This window comes from Phocaeicola massiliensis B84634 = Timone 84634 = DSM 17679 = JCM 13223 (assembly GCF_000382445.1).
GTDB lineage: Bacteria > Bacteroidota > Bacteroidia > Bacteroidales > Bacteroidaceae > Phocaeicola > Phocaeicola massiliensis.
Map to the genome: position 1 here is coordinate 2,850,991 of NZ_KB905472.1, position 17,672 is coordinate 2,868,662.

Here is a 17,672-nt window from a genome sequence, read left to right on the forward strand (position 1 = left end):
CTGTTTGGTGTTCAATAACATACGTTTTTTGCATACTTTAAACCAAAAATAATATAGATTTTGCAATGTAGATATTGCAAAATTACCTAATTTTGCACCGTGAAAAACAACACTCGTCTTTAGAACGTACATAATTAATATATATCATGGATTTAATATCTGAAATCGTAGAGCGCGCGAAAGCAAACAAACAGCGCATTGTTCTCCCTGAAGGAACAGAAGAACGTACATTAAAAGCTGCCAACCAAATATTGACAGACGGTGTTGCCGACCTTATTTTATTGGGTAATCCCGATGAAATCATGAGCCTGGCTAAAGAATGGGGTTTGGGAAACATCGGTAAAGCCACTATCATCGACCCCGAAAATCACCCTAAGAAAGAAGAATACGCACAACTGCTGTGCGAACTTCGTAAGAAAAAAGGTATGACTATCGAAGAAGCCCGTAAACTGGTAGTCGACCCATTGTATTTGGGATGTTTGATAATTAAAGCCGGAGATGCCGATGGACAATTGGCAGGTGCCCGCAACACCACCGGTAACGTACTTCGCCCTGCATTACAGATTATCAAGACTGTACCGGGAATTACCTGTGTATCAGGTGCCATGCTGCTGTTGACTCACGCTCCCGAATACGGAAATAATGGCGTTTTGGTGATGGGTGACGTTGCAGTAACCCCGATGCCGGATGCCAACCAATTAGCACAGATTGCTGTTTGTACCGCCCAAACCGCCAAAGCAGTTGCAGGTATTGATCCACGTGTTGCCCTGCTGAGTTTCTCAACCAAAGGTTCTGCCAAACATGAAGTAGTAGACAAAGTAGTTGAAGCCTTGAGTATTGCCAAAGAAATGGCCCCCGATTTGAAAATCGACGGTGAACTGCAAGCTGATGCAGCCCTGGTTCCACATATTGGCGCAAGCAAAGCTCCGGGTTCGGAAATTGCGGGAAAAGCCAATGTTCTGGTAGTTCCTTGTTTGGAAGTAGGTAACATTTCTTATAAACTGGTAGAACGCCTGGGACACGCTACAGCTATCGGTCCGATTCTGCAAGGTATCGCCCGTCCGGTGAACGACTTGTCTCGCGGATGCTCTATCGATGATGTTTATAAAATGATTGCAATTACTGCTAATCAGGCTATTGCTGCCAAAGCAAACAATTAATATAATAAAGAAGAAACAACATTATGAAAATATTAGTGCTTAATTGCGGTAGTTCTTCCATCAAATACAAGTTATTTGATATGACTACCAAAGAAATCCTGGCACAGGGTGGTATTGAAAAAATCGGATTAGTAGGTTCTTTCCTGAAGCTGACTTTGCCTAATGGCGAAAAGAAGATTCTGGAAAAAGATATCCCTGAACATACTGCAGGTATCGAATTTATCCTGAACACATTGGTTAGCCCTGAATATGGCGCAATCAAGTCTCTGGAAGAAATCAATGCAGTAGGTCACCGCATGGTACACGGTGGGGAACGTTTCAGCGAATCAGTGAAACTGGATAAAGAAGTATTGGATGCATTTGCCGCTTGCAACGACCTTGCTCCACTCCATAACCCGGCTAACTTGAAAGGTGTCAATGCTGTTTCTGCTATTTTGCCCAATATACCTCAGGTAGGTGTATTCGATACAGCGTTCCATCAAACAATGCCTGACTATGCATATATGTATGCCATCCCATACGAACTGTATGAAAAATACGGTGTACGTCGTTACGGCTTCCACGGAACCTCTCATCGCTATGTTTCAAAGCGCGTATGCGATTTCTTGGGAATCAATCCCGAAGGTTCTAAAATCATCACTTGCCACATTGGTAACGGTGGTTCTATCTCAGCTGTCAAGGATGGTAAATGTGTAGATACCAGCATGGGACTTACTCCGCTTGAAGGTCTTGTAATGGGAACCCGCAGCGGTGACATTGATGCAGGCGCCGTTACTTTCATTATGGAAAAAGAAGGTTTGACTCCGACAGGTGTTTCTAATTTACTGAACAAGAAGAGTGGAGTACTTGGCATATCAGGCGTATCCAGCGATATGCGTGAATTGGATGCAGCTTGCAAAGAAGGAAATCCGCGTGCTCTGCTGGCAGAAAAGATGTATTATTATCGCATCAAGAAGTATATCGGAGCTTATGCTGCTGCCATGGGTGGTGTAGATGTTATCTTATTTACCGGCGGTGTAGGTGAGAACCAATCACAATGCCGTGAAGCCGTATGTGACGGTTTACAATTCATCGGTGTAGAATTGGATAAAGAAATGAACAACAAGATTCATGGTGACGAAGCTATCATCTCTACCCCCGAATCAAAAGTCAAGGTAGTAATTATCCCGACAGATGAGGAATTGATGATTGCCAGCGATACACAAGCTATTTTGAATAAGTAATTTTATTGTTTGGTTAAATAAATATCGAAGGCCGCTGCGCGAGATGCGTAACGGCCTTCCTTTTTTCCCAATATTCTTTATTGAGCAACAAGCTCAACTACACGACTTTGTGCCTGTCCGCCGGTGAATACATTCAGTCCGACCTTCATCAGATAATCTCCTGAGAAAGTCTTACCATTTGCCTCCAGTCTTGATTTCTTTCCGGGCATCAAATTAATCTCTTCCACCTTATACATCTTCATCGGATCCAATCCCTGCAATTTTACAGGCAACAGTTTCTCGCCAAAACGAGGATGAATATCATAAGCATAAAGCACTGCCTTTTTCTGCCCTTCACCCACATACATCACAGACATGTGATTGCCTTCGTATGGAGAAACCAAGCGATAAAGCTCTCCATCCAGAATAACAGGCTTCAAACGGTTAAAATTGGCAACTGCATTCTGGCAGTAGGCCAGTTCATCTTCACTCAATTCTTTCAAGCCCATATCGAAACCGAGTTTACACATAGAAGCCACATCAGTACGGAACTTCACACTGGTTTTACTATTCCAGCTAGTGACATGAGCACACATTGCCTTAGCCGGGAAGAATTGTGAGAATCCCCATTGGATATACAAACGTTCGATAGGGTCGGTATTATCACTACACCAAAATTCAGTGAAATATTTTAGTGCCTCATAGTCGCAGCGTGCACCACCACCCGAGCACAGCATCATCGGCACATTAGGATACTTGGCCTTCACTCTTTCCAAAACATTATAAACGCCACGCACATGGTTGATATAAAGCTGACTTTGTTTCTCTTTCAAATAAGGAGAATAAACATTTGTAATAGGGCTGTTGCAATCCCACTTAAAGAAAGCCACATCCGGATTCTCAGTCATGATATTATCCACCACACCAAATACAAAATCCTGCACTTTCGGATTGCTTAAATCAAGCACCAGTTGATTACGGTAATAGTACGTTTCACGATTAGGCAGATGGATAGCCCATTCGGGATGCTTCTCAAAGAGCTCACTCTTCGGACTTATCATTTCCGGCTCAATCCAAATTCCAAACTTCACACCGGCTTCTTTAGCGGCAGCCACCAATGCAGGCACTCCATTAGGCAACTTGCTTTTTGTAGCCTCCCAATCTCCCAAACCGGTGTGATCATTGTTACGAGGATACTTATTGGCAAACCAACCGTCATCCAGCAAGAACATATCCACACCCAAATGTTTGGCTTCCTTCATCAGTTCCACCAATACTTTCTCATCAAACTTGAAACCGGTATTTTCCCAGTTATTGAGCAGTGTCATACGATCGCCCTTACCATCTTTCAACTGATAATTACGCGCCCATGCATGAATGTTCCGGCTCGCCTTTCCTGTTCCTTCCTTGCTCAGTGTGAAGATGAATTCCGGAGTTTTGAAAACATCCTTCGGAGCCAATTCATAATAAGAAGCATAAGGATTGATGGCAGGAATCACCCTCAAATTACCTTCGTTATCGACTTCAAACGTAAAGCGGAAATTTCCGGTCCAACCGATAGTTCCCAACAGCACATCTCCCTGATGCTCATTAGCAGGTCGGTCAAAGCCCAACTCAAAGAAAGGCTGAACAAACATAGCAGCGCGGCTACCCAACTTAGTATCCAGAATCTTTTTCCCGAATTGCAACTCTTGTGTACTCATCTGTACCTCTTTGGCCCAATCACTACTGAACTCTGTCAAGAAATACTTTTCCGCCGAGAAATATAACATAGTAGACGAATAACGTGAAAGCATCACCGGCTTTTTTTCCTGATGACTGATCTCACTCCAAGTCTTTATGACATCTTCCTTGGGGTAAGCTATATAATATAAGGTTACATCTACAGGATACTGGTCATCACGCAAGCGAATAATTGTTTCTGTGCCTCCATCTACTGCCTTACTTTCGGAAGAAACATAACGCAATATAGTACATGGATTTCCGTCATTGTGAGTAATGGCAACGGCAGGTTCAAAATAATCTTCAGCTCCCGAACCGGCATATACTTCCCAGCCATTGGCCGAAGCATCCCCGCCAGAAGCAGACGGAAGACTGACAATATCTTGTTCATTCAGCAGTTTACTGCCTAAATAAGACTGATACAAACGTCCGTTGGGAGCTACTTTCAAGATTAAATCCGTATTATCGGTCGACACACGAATTGTTTTCCGGTCTTCTGCACTCACTTGAAAACAAGTAAAGAATACAATTAGTAATAGAAAGATTTTCTTCATGGTATAAATTAAAAAGGTTTTATAATATTCAATCAAGGTCACCATTCAATGGTGATAGTACAAAGATAAGCATAAGCTGCCCCAATTCCTCATACATTTGATTCATAATTGTGTAGAATATTCCACAGAAATCAAGAATACTGACTTTCTCCTTCTATAAACTGTTCAAGGAACATGTTTTCACCGTCAAAAACGGCATAAGAGAAATCCTGTATCCAGTCTCCTAAGATAAGCATACGCGAAGTGCGACTCAACATCAAATCAAACATGATATGGCGATGACCATAAATAAAATAATTAATATCAGGATGACTCCTAAGATATTCTTTGGTAAAAAGCACTAAAGGCTCTTTGTTCTCTCCCATATATTCAGGTTCCTTACCTCCTTCACGTTTCATACGGCTATGTTTCGCCCACTCCAGTCCCAGTTCCACACTCCAACGAGGATGTAAAGTAGAAAACAAACGTTGTAAAGTGGTGCTATGGAACATAGAGCGTAACAACTTAAACTTACGGTCACCATCCCCCAACCCATCACCATGGGCAAGAAAGAACTCTTTACCATAAATTTCGCAAGTAAGCGGCTGACGATGAATGGTCACACCACATTCTTTTTCTAGATAATCGCCACACCAGATATCATGATTTCCAATAAAAAAGTGAACTTCCACCCCCATATCAGTCAGTTCGGAAATTTTTCCCAAGAAGCGAGTATAACCTTTCGGTACTACTAACTTAAATTCATACCAAAAATCGAACATATCTCCCAATAGATACACTGCTGCGGCATTATGCTTGATACTATCCAAAAAATTCACCAATCGACGTTCCTGTGTCCGTCCATGCGCTATTGCACGCGATCCCAAATGTGCATCTGAAAGGAAATATATATTCTTCATAATCTTAAAGGAATCCTAATTCAAGTTTTGCTTCTTCACTCATCATGTCTTTATCCCATTCGGGTTCGAATACCAAATTAATAACAGAAGAATTTACCCCTTCTACCGAATCCACCTTTTGACGCACATCTTCCATAATAAAATCGGCAGCGGGACAATTGGGAGCGGTAAGCGTCATATCAATACTTACATCTCCATCGTCTTGCAGGTCAATCTTATAAATTAATCCTAAATCGTATATATTCACCGGAATTTCGGGGTCGTATACGGTCTTCAACATCGCTATTATTCTTTCTTCTATTTTCAAACGGGTCTCTGCATCCATAATTCTCGTCATTTTAATTGCAAATTTAATGATTTTGCAACAGTATACCAAACGTTTCTAGAGATATCTATAGAAAGCTTTCCAAAAGGCGTATAGACAATGTTTTACTCCCAAAGAACAAGTGTTTATTCATGAATTGATGAAAGCCTGTTTTAACCTTCGTCAACCCCAAAGTGAAAAATCAACTAACATTTATATGGTGGTACGCATGAACAAAAAACAGGTACAACCGGCTACCGGAGTAAAAGTAGATCCCGACCGACCAATGGAACATCAGAAAACAAAAAGCATATATAAGTTGTCGTCTGACAGAACTGGATAATCAGAATAATACCATAGTTAATGAAAAAATATCCGAACTTGAAAACAGTTTAAGGAGCTTAAATCGTATCTTTGTGATAATCTTGACGAGATTGAAAACTGCTGGAAGTTATTAAAGAAGTATATATAATGAACGTTATATGAAAAAAGTAAAAAAATAAATGCTGTATTTGGGTTACGCGATGCCATAGCAAAAGACAAAACAATAAAGGATAGTGGAAACTGCAAGGAACCTCCACCAAAGAAATATACATAGGACAATTGGAGTCCTTCCAAGAATTTCTAAAAGATATAGGTAAATGGCCAATCAGTTTTGAGGATATCAATTGGAGGCTAATAAAGGACTACAAAACTTATCTATTCAATAAAACCGTAAAAGACAAAAGACCACTTCCATAAGAACAGTCGCAAATAAACGTACTCAATTGATAGGTATAATTAGGAATATTCATTAGGGATATCCAGTAAATGTCCCTACAATAGAAGACTCTGCCGAAACTATGAACTAACATTCGATTCGGCAGAGAAAATGGTTAAACTAGCCACTATAAGATTATTATTGAGGAAAATTTAAACAGGCTCTTAATGTTTATCTATTTTTACCATTATTTTCCCATCCCGGATTTTGGACCAGGTTAGGATTCAAAGCCAACTCTTGAGTAGGTAGCGGTTCCAAATAATAATATTCCAACCATCCATCAGGTTCATTGAAAAACTCAACATAACCTTCGTTACCTCCTCCATGAATTTTAAGTTTATTTTTGTAATCACTATTTTTTGCCCATACTCCAAGAGGCTGTTTATTGAGATATTCTCCTTTTTTCCATCGTTTTAGATCTCGGAAACGAAAACCATCTCCCATTAATTCTACTCGACGCTCTCTCCGTATTTCCCATAATATTGCAGGAACCGATTGATCACGAGCAGGATCAAAGCTATCGGTTATTTCTGCAACTATCATATCAGGTAAGTTAGCACGTTTACGAAGCCTATTGATAGTAGCATCCGCTATGTTTTGGCTGAATTCTCCTAATTCGTATGCAGCTTCAGCATAATTCACAAGTATTTCTCCCATGCGGAAAAGCGGATAATCAACGGTAGAAGTGCGTAGTCCCATATTGTCTACATGACGGTTATAGTACTTCCAAAAATAGAATCCTAATTGCGATACACAAAATCCTTGACCATTAGGGTAATTACGAAAATGTGGAATTGCATGTACGGTATAGCCTACATAATTAGATATAGGAAGGTACTTAGCTTTTTCTGAAGATATAGTTTTCATCAAATCAATATATTCGCGATCTTTGGAATTGTCTGTATAATCCCAAGTAAACGAAGTACCGGCACTTCCGGTTATTTTCACTTTATAAGGAGGTGTTACAGTATAATACAAACGACGATCGCGATTACGGAATTGAGCATAAATGTCTTTATCTCCTTCATATACTTTGCTTGTACTAATAGGACGTCCGTCTGTACACAAGTAACTGTCTACTGCATCTTTTGTAACATCAGCATACCAAGCAGATGAACGGATAACACGAGTGATACTATGAGTAACCAAGTCTGTTGCATATTGTTTGGCTAATATGATACCGGGTTGTCCCACAAGTTCTTCCGAATTAAATATTTCATCATAATTGCTGATCAAAGTAGGAAAATCTTTCACTAACTTGGCTGAAGCTTCCGCAGAAACACGAAGATAAGTTTCTGCATCTTCTTGATTATGATATTTTCGCCATGTTCCTTCATAAAGCCCAAAACGTGAAATTAGCGCTCTTACTACATGTACATTAATTGTATTATTTCCATCACCATCAGGCTTAATATTTTCTTCTGCATATTTTAAGTCTTCCAGCATATTTTGGGCTACTTGAGCTCGTGGAGTCCGTGGAGCCTGTAAAGCTTCCAAATCAGTATCAGAAAGAACTTTATCTATCCAAGGAACATCCCCATAAGCCACTATCATATCAAAATATCTTAAAGCACGAAAAAAATATCCAACACTTCGCCAATGCCTTTTTTCCGTATCATTCATTGAGGATTTATCAATATTCTGCAACATAATATTAACATTACGAATATAAGAGAAATTCCATGAACTACTAGTGGATGGTACAGATTTCAGTTGATAGGCATAATCTGATTCTCCACCGGTTTGTGCATTAATCATGTTATCCGAATTATATTCGCTGGAAATGTTGGAGGGAGTGTAACCACCATCTGTTGGAAAGCCGCTAAAGGTTTCATACAGTTTCCAAGAATAAGTTTTAAAATTGTCATAAGTAATGAAAGCGGTGCTTTCCGTCAACTCATCAAGAGGAGCCTTATCAAGGAAGTCATTACAGCCAGTTGTGCTAAACAAGATAACCAGTGAAGCTGATACAATATGTTTACTAATTTTCATAATCTCAATTCTTTAAAAATTATAAGGTTATACTAAGACCAAAAGAGTAAGATTTCATAAATGGATATCCCATACCACCTCCCTTATTGGATAAAGTGGGATCTAAACCTTTAGGCAAATGATCAAAAGTAAATAGATTCTCACCTGTTGCATAAATACGCAGGTTGCTAATTCCAAAATGTTTAATTAACTCGTTAGAAAATGTATATGCTAATGTCAAGTTCTTTACTCTCATATAAGCGCCATTTGTCAGATATTTGGTCTGCGTACGGATGTTTGCAGAATAATTTGAATTACGTGTACCTGTTTGATAAAGTCTTGGAAACTCGCAGTTTGTGTTTTGAGGTGTCCAATAGTCCAATTGATGCTTATAGATAGTTCCAAATTCATAATAATAGGGAAAGGCTAAATCATGGGATAAATATTTATCGGTTTTGCCTACTCCTTGAAGCATAAAAGAAAACCCTATTCCTTTCCAATTTATACTACCATTCACTCCATATTGTAAACGCAACTGATTATTACCGATTATAGTACGATCTCCAGGATCATCTAAAGTACTCTTCCCGGCATTAATAATACCATTCCCATCAAGATCTTTATATAAGATATCACCAGGATTAGGTTTAATTCCTTCTACATGAGGAATCCCCTCTTTTAGCTTGCCGTTTTTAAGATCTGCATCAAGCGAACCTTCAATAAAGTCATCAACTGTATAATAACGGTCTGTAACATATCCCCAAATGGAGCCTAAGCGTTCACCCTTATAATGGCTGCTGATCAGCCCTGCCTCATTGTCAAATTTGGTAATGAATGACTTGTAATCGTAAAGATTAAAGCCGATGCTGTAAGCAATATCTCCAATACGATCCCTCCAATTCATTTCCAATTCAAAACCTTTGGATTTTAAATTTGCCACATTTTGTAGGGGAGCGCCTGTACCTAAAACATTGGGCAATTCCACACCATCAGTCAACATGTCTTTAGTGTATCGACAGAAATAATCAAAGTTAGCACTTAATCGGTTATTCAGCAATGAAAGGTCAAATCCTATATTGAAACTTTGTACACGCTCCCAAGTAAAACTGTTACTGACAATATCGGGAGAATAAAGTGTAATAGGTTGTTGATTATCATGTAACCAAGAAGACCTGTAAGACCCCATACTGGGTATAAATGCATATGCACTAATATTTTGATTGCCGACTTCACCATAGGATGCTCTAATTTTGAACTCTGGAATATATTCTCTTAATGATTCCATAAAAGGTTCTTCCATAATTCTCCAACCAACAGATGCTGAAGGAAAGAACCCCCAACGACTTCCTCTCGGAAATTTAGAGGAGGCATCTGCACGACCACTAAGTTCTAAAAGATAACGCTCCTTATAAGTATAGTTCAGACGTCCAAAAAAAACAAGAATAGAAAACTCATTGAAACTATCATCCGGTTTTTTTTCTCCAACAGACTGGGAAATAGAGGGTAATTCATCGTTAATCATTTCACTAGCCGTTACAGAAAGCCCTTCTTTATAGCTGTTCTCCAGATTATATCCCAACATTACTGTAAAATTATGCTTTTCTGAAAATACTTTATTATATGTTCCATAGATGTTCAAAGCCGTATAATTTGTCATCTCTTTATTCCTATAATATGTAGAATTGTCTCCTGTGGAATCTTCTGAGAACTTATCGGCATTGGCGTATACAACCCGCTTGGTAAAATTGGTAACATTATAATTCAGGTGGTCATAAGTAAATTCAGCATTTAAAGTCAGTCCTTTTAATGGAGTAGCAATTAATTTGGCAAAAATACGTGAATCTGTATAACCGGTCTTATTGTCACCTCCAGCTTTTACCAAATTGGCAGCTACTCCTGAAATCATATCTTCACCATTAATATTAATCATACCGGTTGGAGCATACGAAGCCTGCTGTACTGCTTTTTGATAGTTTGCTCCACTAGGCATGTTCTTATCTTGTTTGCTAAAAGTAAAATCTACTTGTGCAGTTAACCAATCAGTGATTTTCCCACTGATGAAGGCACGCCCATTATATCGTTTATAGTTATCCCTATCTGTAACCATAATACCATCATTAGATACATATCCCAATGACATCCGATAAGATATATCGTCAGAGCCACCACTGGCTGTCAAATCATGCTTCTGTTGAAAACCTGTTTCGGACATAAAATCTCCTAAAACATCACTTTCAGCAAGTTGATATCTCATTCCGTCAACTTCAGCATATCCGTTGGAATAAGCTTTTGGATTTGCTTGATAATCGTGCAGTAAATCCAACCATGTATCTACGGTTTGACCCGAGTAATAGGTAATATAGCCCATATCTTTATAAGCTTGTACGGTTTGAAGTGGAGAAGCTTTTTCCGGAAGAGAACTCGGACGAGAAAAAGTAAAATTATTATTATATGTTAGTTGTACTTTTTGGCCCTTCTGAGCACCTTTGGTCGTAATTAATATAACACCAAAAGCAGAGCGAGCACCATAAATAGAAGCCGAGGAAGCATCCTTTAACACTGTAACAGACTCTATATCATTAGGATTCAACATATTTAGTGGTCCATTATAATAAACGTTATCTACCAAAATAAGTGGAGAGCCTCCATTAATACTGGTAGTACCTCTAATATTGAACGAGCTACCACCACCTGGTTCACCGGTATCTTGGGTTACTTGAAGCCCTGGAGCTACTCCTTGTAACAAACTTCCTGTTGTTGCAATGGGACGAACTCCAATAATATCATCCATTTTTACACTGCTTACAGCACCTGTCATATTTGCTTTCTTCTGTTTGGCAAATCCGACTACCACAACATCATTTAAAGTTTGTGTATCCTCTTTCAATTGAATAATAAGAGAGTTTTTACCTTTAATAGGAATCTCTTGGTGTAAATATCCGATATAAGAAACAATTAATGTTGAATTGGCATCAATATCATTAAGGATGAAATTACCGTCAATATCGCTGATTTGTCCGGCATTACTACCTTTGACCTGAATATTGGCGCCTATTATTGCTTCTTGGGTATTTGCATCTATAATTTTACCTTTTAGGGTAATTTTTTTAGCTACCTGTTCTATATTGTCTGCCTGATTGACAGTGTGAGTAATTAGCCTATCGCCTTCTTTTGCGTAAATATCGATGATTGAAATAAATGCAAAGGTAAACAAAGCTATCTTTTTATAAATGCATTTATAATAATTGAATTGATTTAAAAGCCTATTGTGTTTCATAAGTATTAAGTCTAAATAAATTCATAAATAATATAACATATTTATTAATTAGGTAACAAATATTTATTACGAGCTATCATTCATAGTATTTTAAATTTAATGGTATAACATAATGGTTCTCTATTATATATTTGCAAATATAACATTATAATAAATATTATCCATTAATTATATGTTAATAAACAATAATGTAATCGCACACGAAGCATGATATATTTTTATATATTAACTAATCGTACTACTTACATATGTATAAATAATAAACTATTTATAGGTTTACTCTATTGGAATTATTGATATTGCATGATTAATCCATCTAGTTTGATAGTAGTTTTAATTTACATAAAAAGATTTGAATAATTTATACTTTCCCCAAATAGACTTATTACAAATCCCTGCTATAAAACAGATGTCTATACCCCATAATATTAAATCGAGACATAGCAAATTAAAAAAACAAACACATACCTAGTACCTTGTTTTGAGTATAAGATCGCGGTTTATGAAAGTGTTATTACCTATAGATAAAAGAATTTCAGTAAAAGTACCGATATAATTCACTGATTGATTTTATTAGTGTTCCGCTAAAATCGGGACGAATTAAAAATTAATCAAACTACTCCGACATAAGAGTGTTAAATTGCTCTTTGACATCATTGAAATTAGTCTCATTTAGCAACTTTATAAAAGATTTTTATCTGTTTAATGAGATACTCGAAATTTGTAGGCCCTATAAGTTAAACGGTTTAAATGCAAATTAGTTGGATAATAATAACCAAATAATAAGTGATAATAGCAACGCTTACCTGTATACAAAGTGCATTTTCAATGATATCCTAGATTTTTTTTTAAAGTTTTTAGGTGCTACTTCAACCATTTGAAGAACAGTTCCACGAGCCATCTTTTTAATTGAAAATCAGCCACGTCAAGTGCAAATATATATTTAGCATTTGTTAGAAAGGTAAATTCACGATCATCTTCCTCATCATAGAACTTGATGATTCTGAATACTTTTTTTAGAGGTATATCCTAATAGTTTTACTTCTGCATCAAAGAGTATATTCTTTGGTAGTCTGCATTTCCATTTGCAAAACTTACATTTCAAATTCAACTTGGCTCTTACTACAAAGAAATAGTCTGTAAGATGAATCCTATATAATTCTTTGAACGAATCATATGCTCTATCAAATATATAGTATGCGTTTGGTGCATAATGAATTACAGACATTGTTGTTGAATCATACTTTGAAGCTACAGTTAATGTAAAGAAACCGGAATTTGGGTTTCTATGTCATAGAGGACATGAGCTTTGACTCCCCTTTTTTACTACGAAATTGAATCCAAGGAAATGTTATCAAGCATAACGGAAGTAGCGCGTTTTCACTGACTTCCTTCATCATGTAGAATGCAAAACCTTCAAAGATTCTGTAATCTCTGTTTTAGCTAGCTGCTGCAAGTGTGATTTTGGCCAAGGGATCACTACCCAATCCCCAATGATTATACTTGACTTGATATGCTTCCAATGTAATAATTAAGCCTCGTAGGCTCTCACGATTGTTTAAGTTGTCTGAACATCATAGCAAAAAGCTGGTTCCAGCAAGTATCGTACTTATCTACGATTGTTCAAATTTATCACCATTCAAAAACTCTACTAATTGAGCAAAAATATATTTGTCTTGATTCATTTGAAACCATTTGATTTGGTCTCAAAGGTATAAATTCAAATTATCGTGCTTTACAGATAGAGTTTAATTGAGTATATTTCAAAGAACTATTTATCCACTTTTACGGGACAATTATGGATTAATTTATAAAATGTAGTCATTAGTGTCCCGTTAAAATGGGACGAGTTAAACAATTAATCAAAAAGCCCCGGAATCAGGGGATCATTTAGATCTTTGACATCATTGAAATTAGTCTTGTCGAACAGGTCACGCAAGTGGGTTTTGTCAGTCAATGATATGCTGAGAATTTGCAAAACTTCATAGGTTGAACGTTTCAACTTCATATCATGTTGGACAATAGCCACAAGACAGTACGTGATAATAGCCACACTGATTTGTATGCGAACAGCGTTCTCTGTTGTGCCCCAGAATTTCTTTATCTTGAGATGCTGCTTGAGCCATTTGAAGAACAGCTCGATTAACCATCTTTTCTTATAAAGATTGGCGACATCCAGTGCAGAAAGTTGTTTTGCATTCGTCAAGAAAGTGAACTCACGGTCATCCTCTTCGTCGTAATATCGGACGAGTCTGAATGACTCAGGATATTTTTTCTCGGAGAGATATCCGGTCAGTTTCACTTCCGCATCTGTCATTATGTTCTTTGGCATTCTTCGCTTCCATTTGACTGTCTTATACTTTAAGTTTGTCTTGGCTCTGACAACAAAGAAAGAGTCTGTAAGATGTATCCTATAGAGTTCTTTAAAGGAGTCATAAGCCCTGTCGAATATATAATAAGCATTTGGTTCATAATGGATTGAAGACATTGCTGTGGAATCATGCTCTGAAGCAGTGGTTACGGTATAGAAAGCAGGAACTTGTGCTTCAATGTCGTATAAGACATGAGCTTTCACCCCTCCTTTCTTGCTTCGGAACTTTGCCCATGGGAATGTTGCAAGACACAACGGAATCGTTGTTGAATCAAACGCATATTTCTTTCCGGAAATGTCAAGGATGTTGGTCGTCCGCTTCTCGCAGGCTTCCTTCATCATATAGAATGCAAAGTCTTCGAAGATTCTGTAATCACGGTTCTGGTTGGCTGTCGCAAGAGTTGTTTTGGCTATCGGTTCACGACCTAAACCAAGATGATATTGCTTGGCCCTATGCGCCTCGAAAGCAACGATTAAGTCTCGCAGGCTTTCACGGTTACTCAGTTGTCCAAACATCATCGCGAGCATCTGATTCCAGCAAGTGAAATGTTTCACATATCTGTTGCCATCATACTTGCGAACATAGTTGTTGAACTGAGTCCTGTTCAGAAAAGCGGTTAATTGAGAGAATACGTATTTGTCTTGGAACATAGCAGCCATTTGTATTAGACTGCAAAGTTGCAAAATCAAGTCCGTTTCATTTTAAAAAACCGCGTAATTGACTATATTTCAATAATTTCAAAGAACTAATTATCCACTTTTACGGGACAGTAGTGAAATGTAGTATAGAACTCGAATATTAGAGAGATGAGAACAAAAAAATTGATCTGCATTTTATGAAATACTAAAAAACAGTGTAAGTATCCAATAAAGTAAACATTGTATTTTTCATAAATAGAAAACTCGGCTTATCTCATCCATTCTACTATCTTGTCTTTGGCGTAGAAATAATAGAGGACCAGCCCAAACCAGTTTGTAATGATAACCAGAATGATGAACAAGCTCTTTTGTCATATCACCATTTGTTTCCCGGATTTGATATGCTTGATTGGGGCGGATGTACATGCTTCAATCCGTATCCGAGAATCTGTAGTCCTTGTAACTTTTTCCTCTTTTAATCCTGAATGTCAACCTACTCCATTCCTCTTTCGTCAGTTTCAGTTTAATGTTCATACAGAAATAATAGGTCTCATTTCCCTCCAAAGGTGAAATCCAAATTTTATTTATACACTTTCTTTTACCGGAGCCTGAATAGTATAGAAGGCAGCGTACTCTTCTTATCTGCATACTGTCCTCATTACATACCTTTATTTCTATACGTCTTCCGTTTCCGATTCGGTAAAATTTAGGAGGGAACATTCTTACTTTATTCAGGGTACTGTCCTTGTCATTGATGTCTGTAACTATGAATTCTCCTATCCCGTCCGGTTGTCCGGCAAAAGCATTGTCAAAGGCAGACAACGATATGATGAATATAATTATGAATTTCCACATGTGATTGAGGCTTTTCAGTAATTGAAGGCAAGTTATTAATAAATTCCATAGTTTCAATGCACGAGAACCTTTTTAAATATTTTTGTTAGTTTTATAAATAACTGTGAAAGGCAATTGTTGTTCCCGGACTTTTTTTAGATTACGGCTGTTTTTTGATTTATGTAAGCAGTTTCATTATACAATTCATTACCGGTCTTAGGTTGTGGAATAGGACAGGTAATGTTTCAAGGGAATATATGGACCGAACTGTTCTTTTTGACCGGCATTCTTATCAATTCGCGGACTGCTGCTTTTTATACTGTATTTGGAGCACTTCTTCCTAATTCCACCAGCTTTCTTACCAGGGATAGATGCCGGAACATTAAATATGGGATTGATGGGCTATAACGGTGTATTGTGTTCCATAGCTTTAGGAAATAAAAACCTGAAAAGTCTTGTATGGACCTCATGTTCAGTCTTACTATCCGTCGTATTGCAGATTATAGGAATGAACTTGGGGATTACTACTCTAACCGCACCTTTTGTCTATCAGTATGGGTGATAATGGGAATACAGAAGTTGATGATTTTGCAACAGTATACCAAACGTTTCTAGAGATATCTATAGAAAGCTTTCCAAAAGGCGTATAGACAATGTTTTACTCCTAATCCCCCTTTAAAGGACGGAATTAAAAATACTTTTTGCTTTTTCAATTAAAACCGGTATATTTGTCACAAAAACCTAATAATCTATCTCTATTATGAATAAACTATCGCATAGTGTATTATGGATTGTTACAGTCTTAGTAACCGCTTGTAACATACAACCCAAACAGGAACCTATCGAAGAAGTCATCGACCGTGGTTTGAAAGCTTCGACCGAACAGGCTCTATTAATGGCAAAAGAGCTTGAAACACAGAATGGTCGTCTGCCGAAAACAATCAATAAAGAAGGAAAGTTGGAAACCAGCGATTACAGTTGGTGGTGCAGTGGTTTCTTTCCGGGTGAATTGTGGTATTTGTACGAATACAATCCGACCCCGGAAATGAAAAAATATGCAGAAATGTACACCGACCGTGTAGAAGAGGTAAAACACATCACTTACAGCCATGATGTAGGTTTCATGCTATATTGCAGCTACGGCAACGGCTATCGTCTGACCGGAAAACCGGAATATAAGGACGTGATGCTAACCGGAGCCAATTCGCTGGCTACCCGTTATGACGAACGGGTGGGAGCCATCCGTTCTTGGGACTTCAACAAAAAGATTTGGCAGTTCCCGGTCATTATTGACAATATGATGAATCTGGAATTCTTCAGTTGGGCTTCGAAAGCATCAGGTGATGACCGTTTCCGAAAAATGGCCATTTCTCACGCAGATAAGACCATGCTTCACCATTTTCGTGATGACTACAGCTGTTATCATGTAGTTTCTTATGATACGATAACCGGCATGCCGCATAAAAAACAGACTCATCAGGGAGCAGCTGACGAATCGGCATGGGCTCGCGGACAGGCTTGGGCTTTGTATGGCTTCACGATGATGTATCGCGAAACAGGTAAACCGGACTATCTGAATCATGCCAAACATATTGCCTCATTCATTATGAATCATCCGAATATGCCGGTCGATAAAATTCCTTATTGGGACTTTGACGCCCCGGGCATTCCCAATGTGCCTCGTGATGCTTCTGCCGCGGCTATCATGGCTTCTGCTCTGATAGAACTAAGTCAACTGGATAAAAGTACTGAGGCAAAGAGTTATCTGGACTTTGCAGAACAACAAATCCGTTCATTAACAAGTCCCGACTATCTGGCTGCAAAAGGTACGAACTGCAATTTCGCTCTGATGCATTCCACCGGACATTTTCCCGGAAAAAGTGAAGTTGATGTACCCTTGAGCTATGCCGATTATTATTATGTAGAAGCTCTGATGCGTTTAAGAAACCAACTGAAAAATAAATCCTTATAACCACCTG

At 38.1% G+C, this 17,672-nt stretch carries 11 protein-coding genes and 1 pseudogene; 5 read left to right on the forward strand and 7 right to left on the reverse strand.

The genetic code is table 11. The features are described 5' to 3' along the window. Positions 1-146 precede the first annotated feature (146 nt). Entirely contained in the window at positions 147-1,160 is a 1,014-nt protein-coding gene (gene pta / locus HMPREF1534_RS07185) for a phosphate acetyltransferase (RefSeq protein WP_005941440.1), read from the forward strand. Between the two features lie 23 nt (positions 1,161-1,183). Further along, on the forward strand, positions 1,184-2,383 hold the full coding sequence (locus HMPREF1534_RS07180) for an acetate kinase (RefSeq protein WP_005941441.1): 1,200 nt from the start codon (positions 1,184-1,186) through the stop codon (positions 2,381-2,383). A gap of 77 nt (positions 2,384-2,460) precedes the next feature. Here the strand turns inward: HMPREF1534_RS07180 and HMPREF1534_RS07175 are convergent, their stop codons facing one another. The 3 genes from HMPREF1534_RS07175 to HMPREF1534_RS07165 form a co-directional block, all read right to left on the reverse strand. Beyond that, positions 2,461-4,638, reverse strand: coding sequence for an alpha-galactosidase (locus HMPREF1534_RS07175; protein ID WP_005941442.1), 2,178 nt, complete (start codon positions 4,636-4,638; stop codon positions 2,461-2,463). Positions 4,639-4,769: 131 nt separating this feature from the next. Then, complete coding sequence (locus HMPREF1534_RS07170) at positions 4,770-5,537, reverse strand: UDP-2,3-diacylglucosamine diphosphatase (protein ID WP_005941443.1); 768 nt, start codon at positions 5,535-5,537, stop codon at positions 4,770-4,772. A gap of 4 nt (positions 5,538-5,541) precedes the next feature. Next, positions 5,542-5,862: a DUF59 domain-containing protein gene (locus tag HMPREF1534_RS07165; RefSeq protein WP_005941445.1), complete on the reverse strand. Its 321-nt coding sequence runs from the start codon at positions 5,860-5,862 to the stop codon at positions 5,542-5,544. Positions 5,863-6,444: 582 nt separating this feature from the next. Here HMPREF1534_RS07165 and HMPREF1534_RS20995 point away from each other — a divergent pair. After that, complete coding sequence (locus tag HMPREF1534_RS20995) at positions 6,445-6,582, forward strand: phage integrase SAM-like domain-containing protein (protein WP_158555651.1); 138 nt, start codon at positions 6,445-6,447, stop codon at positions 6,580-6,582. 190 nt (positions 6,583-6,772) lie between these two features. Here HMPREF1534_RS20995 and HMPREF1534_RS07160 read toward each other — a convergent pair whose 3' ends face one another. From HMPREF1534_RS07160 to HMPREF1534_RS07145, 4 genes are all read right to left on the reverse strand, one after another. Continuing rightward, complete coding sequence (locus tag HMPREF1534_RS07160) at positions 6,773-8,593, reverse strand: RagB/SusD family nutrient uptake outer membrane protein (protein WP_005941447.1); 1,821 nt, start codon at positions 8,591-8,593, stop codon at positions 6,773-6,775. 19 nt (positions 8,594-8,612) lie between these two features. Next, complete coding sequence (locus HMPREF1534_RS07155; protein ID WP_005941449.1) at positions 8,613-11,849, reverse strand: SusC/RagA family TonB-linked outer membrane protein; 3,237 nt, start codon at positions 11,847-11,849, stop codon at positions 8,613-8,615. Between the two features lie 1,858 nt (positions 11,850-13,707). Next, positions 13,708-14,871, reverse strand: coding sequence for an IS4 family transposase (locus HMPREF1534_RS07150; RefSeq protein ID WP_005937314.1), 1,164 nt, complete (start codon positions 14,869-14,871; stop codon positions 13,708-13,710). 417 nt (positions 14,872-15,288) lie between these two features. Then, complete coding sequence (locus HMPREF1534_RS07145) at positions 15,289-15,714, reverse strand: hypothetical protein (protein ID WP_018452481.1); 426 nt, start codon at positions 15,712-15,714, stop codon at positions 15,289-15,291. 204 nt (positions 15,715-15,918) lie between these two features. Here HMPREF1534_RS07145 and HMPREF1534_RS19870 point away from each other — a divergent pair. Then, positions 15,919-16,308 (forward strand): annotated as a pseudogene (locus tag HMPREF1534_RS19870) (urea transporter); the annotation flags it as partial. A 145-nt stretch (positions 16,309-16,453) separates the two neighbouring features. Then, entirely contained in the window at positions 16,454-17,665 is a 1,212-nt protein-coding gene (locus tag HMPREF1534_RS07140) for a glycoside hydrolase family 88 protein (protein ID WP_005941456.1), read from the forward strand. The last annotated feature ends 7 nt before the right edge of the window (positions 17,666-17,672 follow it).